Annotated in this window: 14 protein-coding genes; 10 read left to right on the top strand and 4 right to left on the bottom strand. The window is 59.7% G+C overall.

All coding sequences use genetic code 11. The annotated features are described in order from the left end of the window. The first annotated feature begins 104 nt into the window (after positions 1-104). The 8 genes from Q8O69_RS19345 to Q8O69_RS19310 all read left to right on the top strand — a co-directional run bounded on the left by Q8O69_RS19345 (position 105) and on the right by Q8O69_RS19310 (position 8,274). Positions 105-1,580: an NAD(P)/FAD-dependent oxidoreductase gene (locus Q8O69_RS19345; RefSeq protein ID WP_305593800.1), complete on the top strand. Its 1,476-nt coding sequence runs from the start codon at positions 105-107 to the stop codon at positions 1,578-1,580. Next, the gene (locus Q8O69_RS19340; protein ID WP_305593799.1) at positions 1,564-2,493 is read left to right on the top strand and encodes an alpha/beta hydrolase; all 930 of its coding nucleotides are present in this window, start codon (positions 1,564-1,566) and stop codon (positions 2,491-2,493) included. The genes Q8O69_RS19345 and Q8O69_RS19340 overlap by 17 nt, the downstream gene beginning before the upstream one ends. Further along, positions 2,494-3,255, top strand: coding sequence for an SDR family oxidoreductase (locus Q8O69_RS19335; RefSeq protein WP_305593798.1), 762 nt, complete (start codon positions 2,494-2,496; stop codon positions 3,253-3,255). It abuts the gene before it with no gap. Between the two features lie 315 nt (positions 3,256-3,570). Continuing rightward, positions 3,571-3,906, top strand: a complete 336-nt coding sequence (locus Q8O69_RS19330; RefSeq protein ID WP_305593797.1) for a ribonuclease E inhibitor RraB — start codon at positions 3,571-3,573, stop codon at positions 3,904-3,906. 253 nt (positions 3,907-4,159) lie between these two features. After that, positions 4,160-4,867: a type 1 glutamine amidotransferase gene (locus tag Q8O69_RS19325; protein WP_305593796.1), complete on the top strand. Its 708-nt coding sequence runs from the start codon at positions 4,160-4,162 to the stop codon at positions 4,865-4,867. A gap of 250 nt (positions 4,868-5,117) precedes the next feature. Next, positions 5,118-6,527 (top strand): circularly permuted type 2 ATP-grasp protein, encoded by a 1,410-nt coding sequence (locus Q8O69_RS19320; RefSeq protein WP_305593795.1) that lies wholly within the window; start codon positions 5,118-5,120, stop codon positions 6,525-6,527. A gap of 2 nt (positions 6,528-6,529) precedes the next feature. Continuing rightward, positions 6,530-7,480 carry an alpha-E domain-containing protein gene (locus Q8O69_RS19315; RefSeq protein ID WP_160084806.1) on the top strand — a complete coding sequence of 317 codons (951 nt, stop codon included), beginning with the start codon at positions 6,530-6,532 and terminating at the stop codon, positions 7,478-7,480. Continuing rightward, a complete protein-coding gene (locus Q8O69_RS19310; protein ID WP_305593794.1) occupies positions 7,477-8,274 on the top strand; it encodes a transglutaminase family protein in 798 nt (265 codons plus the stop codon). The genes Q8O69_RS19315 and Q8O69_RS19310 overlap by 4 nt, the downstream gene beginning before the upstream one ends. 729 nt (positions 8,275-9,003) lie before the next feature. Here Q8O69_RS19310 and Q8O69_RS19305 read toward each other — a convergent pair. From Q8O69_RS19305 to Q8O69_RS19290, 4 genes are read right to left on the bottom strand one after another with little or no spacing between them, the layout of a single operon-like run. After that, positions 9,004-9,582: a Swt1 family HEPN domain-containing protein gene (locus tag Q8O69_RS19305; protein WP_305593793.1), complete on the bottom strand. Its 579-nt coding sequence runs from the start codon at positions 9,580-9,582 to the stop codon at positions 9,004-9,006. Between the two features lie 2 nt (positions 9,583-9,584). After that, positions 9,585-10,232 (bottom strand): DUF5343 domain-containing protein, encoded by a 648-nt coding sequence (locus Q8O69_RS19300; protein ID WP_305593792.1) that lies wholly within the window; start codon positions 10,230-10,232, stop codon positions 9,585-9,587. Positions 10,233-10,285: 53 nt separating this feature from the next. Beyond that, positions 10,286-11,113, bottom strand: coding sequence for a cytochrome c (locus tag Q8O69_RS19295; RefSeq protein WP_305593791.1), 828 nt, complete (start codon positions 11,111-11,113; stop codon positions 10,286-10,288). Further along, a complete protein-coding gene (locus tag Q8O69_RS19290; protein ID WP_305593790.1) occupies positions 11,110-11,469 on the bottom strand; it encodes a rhodanese-like domain-containing protein in 360 nt (119 codons plus the stop codon). Before Q8O69_RS19290 ends, Q8O69_RS19295 begins: the two co-directional genes overlap by 4 nt. A gap of 674 nt (positions 11,470-12,143) precedes the next feature. Between Q8O69_RS19290 and Q8O69_RS19285 the strand changes: the two genes are divergently transcribed. Both Q8O69_RS19285 and Q8O69_RS19280 read left to right on the top strand, forming a co-directional pair. Next, on the top strand, positions 12,144-13,349 hold the full coding sequence (locus Q8O69_RS19285) for an acetyl-CoA C-acetyltransferase (RefSeq protein WP_305593789.1): 1,206 nt from the start codon (positions 12,144-12,146) through the stop codon (positions 13,347-13,349). Positions 13,350-13,477: 128 nt separating this feature from the next. Next, entirely contained in the window at positions 13,478-15,622 is a 2,145-nt protein-coding gene (locus Q8O69_RS19280) for a 3-hydroxyacyl-CoA dehydrogenase NAD-binding domain-containing protein (protein ID WP_305593788.1), read from the top strand. Positions 15,623-15,821 lie beyond the last annotated feature (199 nt).

Here is a 15,821-nt window from a genome sequence, read left to right as displayed (position 1 = left end):
TTTGTCCGAAAGTCACAACCGATTGGCCGACTATGCCATAACCTCTCACGTGCCGTGCAAGTAGCATCTTGGTATCCGCACTGTTTGCGGTTGGGGATATAAAAATGCACAACACTTCCCAGAACCAGGCCCCGTTGCGCGTGCTGATTATCGGCAGCGGCTTTGGCGGCCTGGGCATGGCCATCCAGTTACAGAAGGCCGGGGTCGAAGATTTTCTGATCCTGGAAAAGGCCGCAGAAGTCGGCGGCACCTGGCGTGACAACAGCTATCCGGGGGCGGCCTGCGATGTGCCGTCGCACCTGTATTCGTTTTCCTTCGAGCCGAAAACCGACTGGAGCCGCAAGTTCGCACCCCAGGCGGAAATCCACGCTTACATGCTGCATTGCGTGGCCAAGTACCAGCTGCGCTCGCGTATTCGCTGCAATGCCGAGGTGGCCTCGGCGGTTTTCGATGCGGCCGCAGCGCTGTGGCGGGTGACCCTGAGCACTGGCGAAGAGCTCTGCGCCGAGGTGCTGATCAGCGCCTGCGGCCAGCTCAATCAGCCGGCCTATCCAGCGTTGCCGGGAATTGAGCAGTTCGCCGGGGAGGCCTTTCACTCGGCGCGCTGGCGGCATGACCTGGACCTGACCGGCAAGCGCGTGGCGGTGATCGGCACCGGCGCCTCGGCGATCCAGTTTGTTCCGCAAATCCAGCCCAAGGTCGCGCAACTGCAGCTGTTCCAGCGCTCGCCGGCCTATGTGCTGGCCAAGCCGGATCGCGCCTATCGGCCGTGGGAGCTAGCGGTAATGCGCCGGCTGCCCTGGCTGCAACGCATCGACCGCGGCCTCAAGTACCTGCAACACGAGGTTCGCGGCCTGGCGTTTATCAGCATGCCGTGGCTGATGAAGCTGTTTCGCTTCAGCTTCGAACGCCACCTTAATCAGCACATCAGTGATCCGCAGCTGCGCACTCAGCTGCAGCCGAATTACCCCATGGGCTGCAAGCGCATCCTGATCAGCAATGACTACTTCCCTGCCCTGGCGAAGCCCAATGTGACGGTTGTCAGCGAGGCGATCAGCCGCGTCGGCGAGCGCGCCATCATCACCGCCGATGGCCGCGAGCACCCGTGCGATGTATTGATCTACGGCACCGGCTTTGCCGCCACGGATTTTCTCGCGCCAATGCAGATTCGCGGGCTCGGCGGGCAGGAGCTGAACCAGGCCTGGCGCGACGGGGCCGAGGCGTACAAGGGCATCAGCGTCAGCGGTTTTCCAAACCTGTTTATTCTTTACGGGCCGAATACCAACCTGGGGCATAACTCGATCATTTATATGCTCGAAAGTCAGTTCCGCTACGTGCTCGGCTGCATCGATTTACTGCGCCAGCAAGGCGCCCGTTATGTCGACGTAAAAGCCGCAGTACAGCAGCGCTACAACCAGCAGATTCAGGCCAGCTCACATCGAACGATATGGGAGCAGGGCTGCTCAAGCTGGTACAAAACCGCCTCCGGCAAAAGCACCAATAACTGGCCGGGCTATACCTTCACTTACCGCCAGCAGACCCGCGCACCGGAGCTTGATGACTATGAATGCACCCGTTGAATTCACCGCGCCGGCGGCCGATCAAGCACTGCTGCGCAGCGTTTTGCGTACCAGCCTGCGCCTGCTATTCCGTGGTCTGGTACGCCCACCCATGCCGATTGCCGGGCAGCGCGCGGTGCTGCGCCTGCTGACAGCAGCCAGCCCGGCGCCGAGTGGCGTTACCCGTAGCGCCGGCACCTTGGGCGGGCGATCCTGTGAGTGGCATAAACCACAGAGTGGTCGCGGCACGGTGCTGCTGTACCTGCATGGCGGGGCTTATCTGATTGGCGGGCCGAACACCCACCGCACGATCTGCTCGACCCTGGCCAAACGCGGACAGATGGATGTGTGCGCGCTGGATTACCGCCTGGCACCTGAGCATCAATATCCGGCGGCTCGCGAGGATGCGTTGGCCGCGTTTCAGGAGCTGTTGACGCTGGGTTATACGCCCGAGCAGATCGTGATTGGCGGCGATTCGGCCGGTGGCAACTTGGCGCTGATTACCAGTTTGCGTTTGCGTGATCTGGATCTGCCGCAACCGGCAGCGTTGGTGTGCTTCTCTCCGGTCACTGACTTTACCGGTACGCAGCTGCACGAGCCGCCAGCCGGTGACCCGCTCATCCACCGCAAATGGGTGGAGCAGGCGCTGGCGCTGTATTGCCCGGCGGGTTTGGCCCACGACGACCCTGGCTTGTCGCCGCAGTTTGCTGATCTGCATGGCCTGGCCCCTGTATTGATTCAGGTCGGTGAAGACGAGATTTTGCGTAACGACAGCCTGCGCTTTGCCGACAAGGCCCAGGCGGCGGGTGTGGATGTGCGCCTGCAGCGTTATCCGAACCTGTGGCACGTGTTCCAGGCCCACGCGGGCATGCTCAAGGCCGCTGATTTTGCCCTTGCCGAAGTGGTGAGCTTTCTGCGCGAGCGGGGCTGCTGAGTGAACAATATTCTGATTACCGGCGCCGCGTCAGGGATCGGCGCCGCCACCGCGAGGTTGTTTCATCAACACGGCTGGCAGGTTGGGTTGCTGGATATCAATCACCAAGCGCTGACTCAGTTGGCCGGTGAGTTGGGTAACGTCTGGCATGCCGAGCTGGATGTGGCCGACCCGGCGGCAGTCAAGGTCGCCCTGGCGGACTTCTGCGCCCTGCATGGCGGTCAGTTGCGCCTGCTGTTCAACAGTGCCGGGATTCTGCAATGCGGGCACTTCGAGGACATCGAGCTAAGCGAGCATGCGCGCATTCTGCAGATCAACGTGCAGGGGCTGCTAAATATGACCCACGCGGCCTTTCCTTATCTGAAAGCCACGCTCAACGCCCAGGTGATCAATATGGGCTCGGCCTCTGGGCTCTACGGCGTACCGCATCTGGCCAGCTATTCGGCCTCCAAGTTCGCCGTGCGCGGGCTGACCGAGGCGCTGGACCTCGAGTGGGCCAAGCACGGTATCCGCGTCGGCGACCTGATGCCGCCGTTTGTCAGCACGCCGATGCTTAACAACCAACGCTTCCAGGCCCCGGTATTGCGCCGTCTTGGCGTCAATCTTGAGGCTGAAGCCGTGGCTCATGCCGCTTTGGCGCAAAGCCATAGTCGTGCAGTACACCGGCCTATCAGCCGACAATTCAAGCTGCTGTACTGGTCCGGCCAGCTGACGCCCGCCTGGCTGACCCGGCGCATCATGGCCTGGCTTAGTCGCGACTGATGGATTGGCTGTGTGGCTGAAACAACTTTCGCTGGGCAAATGCGCGTTGATGGGACTAGTCTGCAACTAACGCTTCTGACTTGTTCGCTCTGAACAAGCCTGCGTTGACCAGCCCTGGTTTCAGGTCTGGCTTATGACATATCAAGCAGCACATCGCTTGATTCTCGGGCGGCACTGCAATCGGTGCCGCAACACCGCTGAGGCTCTGGCGGTAGCAATGGGAAAGCGTTTATCAGGTCGTAGCACTGCAGTATCGACACCTAGTTGGTTCTTTAGCGTCCTGTAAATTTGTCCATCGCCTGAGGAGGTCACTTCATGAGCACAGCCTTGCACGATGATGTCAGTAACGGGGTTTTACGGCGGATGAAGGAGGGTGGCTTCGACTTTGGCAGCTTCCATCCCATCGAGTTCTACGCCCTTTTCCCTGATGAAGAGCGGGCCCGCATGGCCACCCGCAAATTTCGAGGTGAGTCTTTACACGCCCTGGTGACCGAGCGTGATGACGGTGTCTGGCACCTGCAAGTCAGTAAAGTAATGTTCGCGACATACCACGGCATCGACGACTTCGAGCATGACCTGGAGTCAGTCGTGGCGCCGCTTGGCGGCAAACTGGATGGGTGGGGTGTTACCCAGGAGGTAAGGCAGCCCTGAGAACCTGTCTACGGTCTGCTGCGCGTCGGCCCTGCTGCGTTAAAAACAGGCTCGCAATGCTCATGTACAAGAGTACACTCCGCTTCCTCGCCTGTTTTTGCCTTGCATGGCTCTAGCTCGTGAGATCGTAAACAGGTTCTGCAATCCAAACACGGGCCGGCCATAAGCTGGCCCGTGTCATTTCTACCTCGCCTACGCGCGCCCAGCCAATCGCCCCTCGACCCCAGCCCGTGCTTTGCTTCAGACTTGGCGCATGACTGAGATCCTGATTCTTACCCATATCGATTACTGCCCGCCGGCCCACCTGGGCAAGGTGCTTGAGCAGGCTGGCCACCCCTATACCGTGTTACGCGCTGACCTCGGTGAGTTGGACGGCATTGATCTGGACCGACCCAAGGCCGTGGCCATCATGGGCGGACCAATGAGCGTCAATGATCCGCTGCCCTGGCTGGCCACCGAGGTCGCCGCGCTGCAGCACTTTATCCGCCGCGATATTCCGCTGATTGGCCACTGCCTGGGCGGCCAGCTGTTGGCCAAGGCGCTAGGCGCGGACATCAACCGCATGCCTTACACCGAAAGTGGCTGGCAGCCGCTGACCCGTCTGGACCAGGCGGCGCCCAGCCCCTGGTTACAGCATGTGCCTGAGCAGTTCCCGATCTTCCAGTGGCATGGCGACAGCTTTGCTATTCCCGAGGGCGCACAGCCTTTGCTCAGTAGCCCCTGGTGCAGCAACCAGGCGTTTGCCTGGGGCGATAAAGTCTTGGCCCTGCAAGGCCACCCGGAAATGGACGAAGCCCTGGTGCGCCAGTGGCTCGGCGACTGGCACCACCTGCTGGATGAAAGCCAGCCCAGCCAGCAGAGCAGGGCGCAGATGCTCGACCAACTACCCGCCAAAGTTGCCGAACTGAACCGTGTAGCAGAAGGCTTCTATCGCCACTGGCTGCAACTGGCCGGGTTCTGATGCTCGGCTAGGGTGGATGACGCTTTCCCATCCACCAGTGGTTGCCGTGCGGTGGATAAAAAGAGCGTTATCCACTCTACATACTGGCCGCCTTAAAATGGCGCGCGCTGCGACCTGGCGGTCACCATTGCGCCCCGGCTTGGTGCGCTGTTTGTGTCATAAATACTCAAGTTGCTGATTTAAAACATTTTTATTGTATGGCGCGGGCCTTGCAAAGCTGTCTCCATGTCCGGGTGACAAGGAGTACGGCATGGCCCGCACCTTTTATGACGAGATGTACGACGCGAGCGGCGCTGTCCGCCCGCACTATCAAGCTTTTGCCCGCTGGTTAGCGGATACCCCGGATGAACTGCTGGCCCAGCGCCGCCGTGAAGCCGACCTGCTGTTCCACCGCGCCGGTATCACCTTCACCCTGTACGGCGACGACCAGGGCACCGAGCGGCTGATCCCGTTCGACATCATCCCGCGTAGCATCCCCGCCAGCGAATGGCGCATCGTCGAACGCGGCTGCATCCAGCGCGTGCAGGCGCTGAACATGTTCCTCGCCGACCTCTACCACGACCAGCGCATCATCAAGGCCGGCATCGTGCCCGCCGAGCAGGTGCTGGCCAACGAGGGTTACCAGATCGCCATGCAGGGCCTCAACCTGCACCGCGACCTCTATGCCCATATCGCCGGGGTCGATCTGGTGCGCGATGGCGACGGCAGCTACTACGTGCTGGAAGACAACCTGCGCACGCCCAGCGGCGTCAGCTACATGCTCGAAGACCGCAAGATGATGATGCGCCTGTTCCCCGAGCTGTTCGCAGCCCAGCGTGTGGCTCCGATTGATCACTACCCGAACCTGCTGCTCGACACGCTGAAGTCCTCTAGTCCGCTGGATAACCCCAACGTCGTGGTGCTGACGCCGGGGCGCTTCAACAGCGCCTACTTCGAGCACGCCTTCCTCTCCCGCGAAATGGGTGTGGAACTGGTCGAAGGCGCGGACCTGTTTGTGCGTGACGACAAACTCTTTATGCGCACCACGTCTGGAGCCAAGCAGGTGGACGTGGTCTATCGCCGCCTCGACGATGCCTTCCTCGATCCGCTGGCCTTCAACCCGGACTCCATGCTCGGCGTACCCGGCCTGCTGGCCTGCTATCGCAGCGGCAACGTGGTGCTGGCCAACGCCATCGGCACCGGGGTGGCGGACGACAAATCGATCTACCCTTATGTCGACGACATGATCCGCTTCTACCTCAGCGAAGAGCCGATCCTGAAAAACGTGCCGACTTTCCAGTGCCGCAAGCCGTCCGAGTTATCCCACGTGCTGGCCAACCTGGAACACCTGGTGGTCAAGGAAACCCAAGGCTCCGGCGGCTACGGCATGCTGGTCGGCCCGGCAGCCACCAAGGCAGAAATCGAAGACTTCCGCGCCCGCCTGATTGCCCGTCCCGAGGCCTATATCGCCCAACCGACCCTGTGCCTGTCGACCTGCCCGACCTTTGTTGAACGCGGCATCGCGCCACGGCATATCGACCTGCGGCCGTTCGTTCTATCCGGCAAGGAAACCCGCATCGTCCCTGGCGGCCTGACCCGCGTCGCGCTGCGCGAAGGCTCGCTGGTGGTCAACTCGTCCCAGGGTGGCGGCACCAAAGACACCTGGGTGGTGGAGGACTAACCATGCTTTCAAGAACTGCCTCTGATCTGTACTGGATGTCGCGCTACTTGGAGCGCGCGGAAAACCTCGCGCGCATGCTTGAAGTCAGCTACTCGCTGTCGCTGATGCCGCAGGACGGCCGCGGCGATGGTCTGGAAGAACTGGCCCTGCCGCTGCTGATTACCGGCACCCTCGACGATTACCTGGAGCGCCACGGCCCGCTGCACGCCGAGCGCATGCTGCACTTCTTCGCCCTCGATGCGACCAACCCGGCGAGCATCTACTGCTGCCTGCAGGCCGCGCGCAGCAACGCCCACGCCGTGCGCGGGCGGATCACCGCCGACATGTGGGAAAACATCAACGCCACCTGGCTGGAAATCCACGGCATCGCGCAGCAAGGCCTGAGTCGCTACGGCATCAGCCGTTTCTGCGAATGGGTCAAGGAGCGCTCGCACCTGTTCCGTGGCGCCACCTTCGGCACCATCATGCGCGGCGACCCGTACCGCTTTATCCGCCTGGGCACCTTTATCGAGCGCGCCGACAACACCCTGCGTCTGCTCGATGCGCGTTACGAGATGCTCGGCGAGGACATCGACGAAGTCGACGGCCGCCCTGCACGCAGCTACTACCAGTGGACCGCGCTGCTGCGCGCACTGTCCTCATTCGAGGCCTTTGCTGAGATCTACCGCGGTTCGCCCGGCACGCGCAAAGTCTCCGAACTGCTGCTGCTACGCGCCGACGTGCCGCGCTCGCTGCGCGCCTGCATGGACGAACTCAGCCTGATGCTCGCCAGCCTGCCCGGCGACAACGGCCGCCCAGCCCAGCGCCTGGCCGCCGAACTGGAAGCGCGGCTGCGCTACACCAGCATCGAAGAAGTGCTCGACGAGGGCCTGCACGCCTGGCTCACCGATTTCATCCTGCTGGTTCGCCAGCTAGGCCAAGCCATCCAAAGTTCCTACCTGGAGGTCGCATGAGACTGTCAATCAGCCACGACACCACCTATCACTATGAAGATCAGGTGCGCACCAGCATCCAGTACCTGCGCATGACTCCGCACGACAGCGAGCGCCAGCAGGTGCTCAGCTGGCAGTTGACCCTGCCGCGCCCGGTGCGTGCGCAGCTCGACCCCTACGGCAATATCCTGCATGTGCTGACCATGGATGAGCCGCATGAATCCATCGTTATCGGTGCCCGTGGCCAGGTGGAAATCGACGAGGCGCGCGAAGCCGAACACGAAAGCCAGTCGGCGCTGCCGTTTCTGCGCTTTACCCGCCTGACCGAGGCCGACGAAGCCCTGCGCGAATTCGCCAAGCTGCAGAGCCGCAGCCGCCCGGACCGCAGCGGCTTGATCGACCTGATGCATGCCCTCAACGCGCATATCCGCTATCAGCCGGGCGCCACCGCTGTGGAAACCAGCGCCAGTGAGGCCTTCGCCGGCGGCAAGGGTGTTTGTCAGGATCATGCGCATGCCTTCCTGGCCTGCGCGCGCAGTCTGGGCGTTCCAGCGCGCTATGTGTCTGGCTATCTGTTTACCGACAGTGAAGACCACCTTGCCAGCCATGCCTGGGCTGAAGCCTGGCTGGATGACGCCTGGTACAGCTTTGATGTGACCAACTGCCTGGCCAAACCGGAGCGGCATTTGAAGTTGGCCGTGGGCCTGGATTATCTGGACGCCTGCCCGGTACGCGGCATGCGCCGGGGCGGCGGCATCGAGCAGATGCATGCCCAGGTGGAGGTTGCACCGCTGGTGCGGGTGCAACAGCAGTAAAGGCGCTGCGCTGGCTTTGTAGGGTGGGCTAGTCCGTAGGAGGGGCTTTAGCCTCGAGCTTTTGATGCTTTCTATTCAGGTTCTGCGACAAGTTCATTAACGTGGTGATTTCTGATTTTGGTTTCGCCCCTTACGGGCGAGTTCCTTTTGGCAATTGCCCCAAAAGGAACCAAAAGGTCTAGCCCCGACATCCGGCCCTGCCTGCGGCAGGGTACGTTCACGCCATCGTTGCTCCAGGGGCCCGCCGCGAAGGGCCATCCCTGGCCCATCGCGGCTCTCGCGACATCCATGTCGCTCAACCCCTTCCACAACGATTCTGTTCACCCTCCTGAAGGGGCGTTTGGCTTCGTCTGCACGTTTTGTGGGAAATAGCTACAAGTCAAAGCCAAGGGCGTTGAGCATTTTGGTTTCTAAACACATATCTCAGATGCGCGCGCAAAATCCCCGTCAGGAGGCCGAGTGGAGGTGTTGCGTAGGGGGACGAGCCGCATGGATGCGGCGAGAGGCGTAATGGGCCAGGGACGGCCCATGTACGCCGGCCCCCGGAGCAATACCGGAGCGAGGGAAGTTTCGCGCAGCGAAACCCGGATGCAGGGGCGCATTCTCTTTGGTTACTTTCTCTTGTGCGAAGCAAGAGAAAGTGACGCGCCCGAGGGGCGCAAAAGGAACTTTGATAGAAATACTAAATAGACTGATAACAGTGAACGGAAAATAAATTAATTTTTAGGCTTATCCCATAAGCCTAAACCAGTCGCGAACGGTAAGGCGTAGACGAACAACCTCGTCTTCGGCTAAAGGACTGCAGTGCGCTATTGGTCCGCGTAACAAATTTAGATTGTTCATTACACGGTTGAAACCTTTTTGACTATTAAATAAGTCTCCCAGTTTTTCCCAGTTTTTCCTAACTATTTCCCCAAGCTCCCCAAATGTCGTGTAATCCAGCTCGTCTTCTGATCTTTGAGTAAATGCTGAGTCCGCCTCACGTTGGATGTTGTCTTTCACATTTTTCCTGATTGGGTCGGATATGTCTGCTAGATCCCACCAATTTTCCCCTAACTCTGATCTTAGCTTATCGTTAACCATTTTCCGGATAGAAACTTCGAGGCAGTAGAAGAGCTCGTAATGTACTGCCATTTCTTTTGCTTCAGTTCGAATCAAATGCTGAAATTGTGGGTAATATTCATCATCTTTGTCTTGTATAGTGCCAATGTCCCTGCCAAGGTCGAGTTTAAGATCGCTTTCAAGATAGTCTAATGTTCTCTCTGTCATTTGATTGGATATGGCAAATAATTTAATTTTGTCTTCCATGATTATTTCTTCAGTAGGTTTTCGCGAAGGCTTTTGAAGATTGCATTGAAAACACCAATGTCATCAGTTTTCGGAAGGACGAGGTTTATGGTGTAGGACAGATTCAGTCCGATTTCTTCGCTGCCCAACGAAGTGGTTTTTATGTTTTCTATGAAGTGTTCGTCGGATGTAGTTGTTTGCTCAGTTTTTTCATGAACGATGTCGGATGTAGATATGTTAAAGCTGGCATAGCTTTTTAGTGCGTCGAAAGTTCCAATTACGGCTTGGACCGTTTTATTACCTTTCTCTGATCCGGTCATTTGCATAATCAGACCTTCTAGGTCTGATTTGCTTAGGCTGTGCGCGTATTCATTTCTTGTGAATAAATCTGCGTAGCCCTTTTTGATTGACTCCGCCATTGCTGCTTTAGATATTGCTGCGTTTGTATTTCTAAACTGTTTATATAAATCTGTAGGTGTTCCGTCGCTGGCTAGTAAGTTTATTCTTTTTGCTAATGGAATAAACGCTCTGGCGCTACCGCTGCTAAAGCCTAGCTCGGTGGCTAAATAGTCCTGTGTGAATCTGCTTGGAGTGGCGGCGACTTTTATTTTGTCCAGTATTTTGCTTATAAGTCCGGTGGAATTCATGTATGGAGGATAGGATGCTGCCATGATTTTTCCTTTTTTGATTTTTATATTAAATAGTTGTGTTCATAAGCTTAGCTCTAGTCCTTGGTTAGGCTAGTCAGGGCTGCCTTCCTCCCCACCATATGCTCCAAATACTCAACCAATTCCCCCAATTCCTTGTCACTCAAAACCTCAACCGAAAACCCCGGCATCTTGCCTTGTGGCCAGCGCCGCAAGCTTTGTGGGTCGCGGATATAGCGGGTTAAAAAGTCGCCACTGAAATACTCGGTCGGGTTATACGGAATATTCAGGTCCGGGCCGAATTGCGAGTCGCCCGCGCCATTTAAGCGATGACAGGCCATACAGTTCTTCTGGTACTGGGCAAAACCGGCCTGCACCGCCGGGCTGGCGTCGGCCGCTGGCAGCAGTTGCGGGAAGCGCTGCGCCACGGGGGCCAGTTTGCGGATGGTGGCCAGCTGGAATGGCCATTGCTCGGGGCCGATCTGGCTGGCGGCCGGGTTTTGCCATACCAGGTAGAACGGCCCGGCGCTGGGTTTGCCGTTGCCCAGGGCGGGCCAGGGTTGCGCAGGGTCTTCGATGGCCAGCCAGGCTTTGCTGCCAGTTTGGCTAAGCGCGGGGGCGGCGGAGAGTTCGGCGGCAAAGCCGTCGCTGGCCACCAATTGCAGGTGATCACCCGGCTGCACGCCTTCCAGTAGCGCGGCCAGCGGCACGGCGCGGTAGCGCATGCTGCGTTTGTAGCTGACGTCGTCACTGATCTCGACGTTTTGCGCCTGCGGGTGGGTGAGCAGTTGGGCGCTGCTCAGGCGCTGGCTGCCGTTGCCCAGTTCCAGGGTCAGTTCGGCGGCGTGCAGGTGGCTGAAGGGTAGGAGGGTGAGCAGGGCGATGCAGAGGGTGCGCTTATTCAATCCTGCGACTCCAGGGCGAGTTTCAGTTCGTCATAGCCGCCAGCGTTGATCAGGTTGCTGTAGCCCATGGCGCGCAGGTTTTCTTCGGCGATGCCGGAACGGCGGCCGCTGCGGCAGTAGAGGATGATCGGCGTGTCTTTATCCGGGGCAAGGGCGCTGATGCGGCTGGTGATCTGTTCGTGCTCAATCTGCTCGGCACCGGGTAATGCGCCTGCGGCGAACTCTTCGGCGGTGCGTACATCAATCAGCACGCTTTCCGGTGATTGCAGGGCGACAACGGCGGCGCTGAGTTCGGCTTCGCCGGCCAGCAGAGGCAGGCTGACCAGCAGGCCGAGGGTGGCAAATAGGGTGCGCATGGCGAGCTCCTTGGGTTGATTGAAATCACCCTAGCACAGGCGCTGCTTTACACGCGTTTGTTGAAGTTGCGCTGCCGCTGCCGGCTCACTCCACGGTGGCAGGCAGGGCAGGAAATCAGGGGTTTAGCTGACCAAACGGGTCAGGTTGGGAAGAATCAGAATGACTGTGGTGGCAAACACGATCATGCCTGCCTGACGCATTTTCACTGGATTGAACATGGCGGTTGGCCTTGTTGTTTTTTGCGGGTGGTCGTCGCTGTCCTGCTCAATATGCGGATGCGACGCCACGCCTCGTGTTGATCATTCAAGCCGCCCCGGCAAAACCCGGCGACGACGCCTACAGCAGCCGACTAGCGCTCTATTTGCTGGTGGCTTGATTCAACTGTAGGGGCGTGCAGCACCTGGCTATAGACGCCTTGATTACTAAGGTTTGCGGGTTAGTTGCCAGTGGTTATGACGCGGCCCCGGTTATTGGCAAGCGGGCCTTGAGCTAGACGCGCTTGTTGGCCTTCGCCCAGTGATTGACCGTTTGTCTGAGCTGAGCGGTCAATAGGCCTGAGCACTTCGGTCATTGAGACTACTTCGGCTCGGCGTATGGTAGGCCCACTCAACAAAAACAGGCGCGGGCCTCACCTGCGCCATCAGCCACCCTCCATTGGAGGTCTGAGGACGCCATGACCGAAGCATTTATTTTCGATGCAGTGCGCACGCCCCGCGGCAAAGGCAAGAAGGACGGCGCGCTGTACAGCGTCAAGCCTGTCGACCTGATCGCCGGCCTGCTCAAAGCGCTGCAAGCGCGCAATAACCTCGATACCAGCCAGGTCGATGACATCGTGCTCGGCTGCGTAACGCCGGTGGGTGATCAGGGCGCAGACATTGCCAAAACCGCGGCCATGGTCGCCGATTGGGATGTCAGCGTGTCGGGCGTGCAGCTCAACCGTTTCTGCGCTTCGGGCCTGGAAGCGGTAAACATGGGCGCGATGAAGGTGCGTTCCGGTTTCGAGGACCTGGTGGTGGTCGGCGGCGTCGAGTCGATGTCGCGCATTCCCATGGGCTCCGATGGCGGCGCCTGGGTGATGGACCCGGCGACCAATATGCACACCCACTTCACCCCGCAGGGTATCGGCGCCGATCTGATCGCCACCCTGGAAGGTTTCAGCCGCACGGACGTCGACAGCTTTGCCCTGCGCTCGCAGCAGAAAGCTGCCCGCGCCAGCAAAGACGGCTCGTTCAACAAGTCGCTGATTCCGGTGGCCGACCAAAACGGCATCGTGTTGCTCGACCACGACGAGTTTATTCGTGGCGAATCCACCCTCGAAGGCCTGGGCAAACTCAAGCCGAGCTTCGAGATGATGGGCCAGATGGGCTTCGACAGCACCGCGCTGCGCGTTTACAGCCATGTCGAGCAGATCAACCACGTACACACCCCAGGCAACAGCTCCGGCATCGTTGATGGCTCGGCCCTGATGCTGATCGGCAGCGCTGCCAAGGGCAAGGAACTGGGCTTGAAGCCGCGCGCGCGCATCGTCGCCACCGCGGTGACCAGCACCGACCCGACCATCATGCTCACCGGCCCGGCGCCGGCCACCCGCAAGGCGTTGGCCAAGGCCGGGCTGAACGTCAACGACATCGACCTGTTCGAGGTCAACGAGGCATTTGCCTCGGTGGTGATGAAGTTTATGAAGGACATGGGCGTCAGCGAGGACAAGGTCAACGTCAACGGCGGCTCCATCGCCATGGGCCACCCGCTGGGTGCGACCGGCTGCGCCATCCTCGGCACCCTGCTCGACGAACTGGAGAAGCGCCAGCTGCGCTACGGCTTGGCCACCCTCTGTGTGGGCGGCGGTATGGGCATTGCCACGATTATTGAACGAATCTGATCAGGCGTAGGAGCGGGCCATGCCCGCGAAGCCGACGTTGCGTTGATGATCGCGGGCATTGCCCGCTCCTACGGTTTCTGCGTTGCCCACCAGTTGAGTGCAACTGCCAGTGAGAAAGGAATTAAGTAATGACTGACGCCATCCGTTACGAAAAAGGCCAGGACAATATCGTCGTTCTGACCATGGACATGCCCGGCCAGAGCGCCAACACCATGAACGCGGTATACCGCGAAGCCATGGGCAAGATTGTCGACCGCCTGGAAGCCGAGAAGGATTCCATCGCTGGGGTCATCCTCACCTCGGCGAAGAAGACTTTCTTCGCCGGCGGCGACCTCAATGAGCTGATCAAGGTGACCAAGGCCGACGCGCCGGCCTTCTACCAGATGATCCTCAATATCAAGGGCCAACTGCGCCGCCTGGAGTGCCTCGGCAAGCCGGTGGTTGCGGCCATCAATGGTGCGGCCCTGGGCGGCGGCTGGGAAATTGCCCTGGCCTGCCATCACCGTATCGCTTTGGACAGCTCCAGCATTCAGCTCGGCCTGCCGGAAGTCACCCTCGGTCTGCTGCCAGGCGGTGGCGGGGTGGTGCGTATGGTGCGCCTGCTCGGTCTGGAAAAAGCCCTGCCGTATCTGGCCGAAGGCAAAAAGGTCCGTCCCGATGCCGCGCTCAAGGCGGGCTTGATCCACGAACTGGCTTCCGACAAGGATGACCTGCTGGCCAAGGCCCGCGCCTGGATCGCCGCCAACCCGGCGCCCAAGCAGCCTTGGGATGTTGCCGGTTACAAGATCCCCGGTGGCACGCCGTCGAGCCCGAACGTGGCGCAGATGCTGGCCATCGCGCCAAGCGTATTGCGCGACAAGACCAAGGGCTGCTTCCCGGCGCCGGAGAAGATCATGTGCGCCGCCGTCGAAGGCGCCCAGGTCGACTTCGACACCGCGCAGATTATCGAAGCGCGCTACTTCACCGAGCTGACCACCGGCCAGGTGGCGAAGAACATGATTGGCACCTTCTGGTTCCAGCTCAATGAAATCAACGCCGGCGGCTCGCGCCCGCAAGGCTTCGAGCCCTACGTGACCAAGAAGGTCGGCGTGCTCGGTGCCGGCATGATGGGCGCCGGTATTGCCTATGTGTCGGCGGTGGCTGGGATTGAGGTGGTGCTTAAGGACATCTCCATCGAGGCGGCCGAGAAGGGCAAGGATTACTCGGCCAAGCTGCTGGAGAAGAAAGTCGGCCGTGGCCAGATGAGCGCCGACAAGCGCGATGGCATTCTGGCGCGGATCAAACCGACTGTTAGCGATGCCGATTTCGAAGGTTGCGACCTGATTATCGAAGCGGTATTCGAGGATCGTGACCTCAAGGCCAATGTCACTGCCGCTGCCGAGCGGGCTGCGTTGAGCGATGCGGTGATTGCTTCCAACACCTCGACCCTGCCGATCACCGGCCTGGCCAACGCGGTGCAGAAGCAGGACAAGTTTATCGGCCTGCATTTCTTCAGCCCGGTGGACAAGATGCCGCTGGTGGAAATCATCAAGGGCGAGCAGACCAGCGACGAGACCCTGGCGCGCGGTTTTGACTACGTCATGCAGATCAAGAAGACCCCGATCGTGGTCAACGACAGTCGCGGCTTCTTTACCTCGCGGGTGTTCGGCACCTTCACCAACGAAGGCTTGGCCATGCTGGGCGAAGGCGTGAGCGCGGCGATGATCGAGAATGAAGCGCGCAAGGCCGGCATGCCGGTCGGCCCGCTGGCGATCAGCGACGAAGTGTCGATGAGCCTGATGAACCATATTCGTCAGCAGACCATCAAGGATCTGGCCGCCGAGGGTAAGTCCATCCCCGAGCACCCGGCGTTTGCGGTGATCGACATGATGCTCAACGAGTACAAACGTCCGGGCAAAGCGGCGGGTGCGGGCTTTTACGATTACCCGGCGGGTGGCAAGAAGCACCTGTGGCCGGAACTCAAGGCGCGTTTCGAGAAGAGCGATGCGCAGATTTCGCAGATCGACGTACGTGATCGCATCCTGTTTATCCAGGCCATCGAAACCGTGCGCTGCGTGGAAGAAGGCGTGCTCAAGTCGGTTGCCGACGCCAATATCGGCTCGATCATGGGCATCGGCTTTGCCGCCTGGAGCGGCGGCGCGCTGCAGTTTATCAACCAGTACGGGGTGAAGGACTTCGTCGCCCGCGCCCAGTACCTGGCTGAGCAGTATGGTGAGCGCTTCCTACCGCCGGCGTTGCTGCTGGAAAAGGCGGCGAAGAACCAGAGCTTCTAAATCCGTCGTGTTAAAGCAGATGTACTGAAAACCGGCTCCCTGTGAGCCGGTTTTTTTATGGCTATGTCCCAATAGCGTGTTGCAAAGACTAAGCTTTAAGGCAGGCATCCGCTCATGAGGTCTGCCCGCCATGGATACTCAAGCCTTTCAGCGCTGGCTGGCTCAGGTGAGCCAACTCAGCGGCAAACAGAAATCTGCA

Source organism: Pseudomonas sp. (genome assembly GCF_030690725.1).
GTDB lineage: Bacteria > Pseudomonadota > Gammaproteobacteria > Pseudomonadales > Pseudomonadaceae > Aquipseudomonas.
Note: the sequence above shows the minus strand (reverse complement) of the source record. Positions and strands in the feature narration are given on the sequence as shown.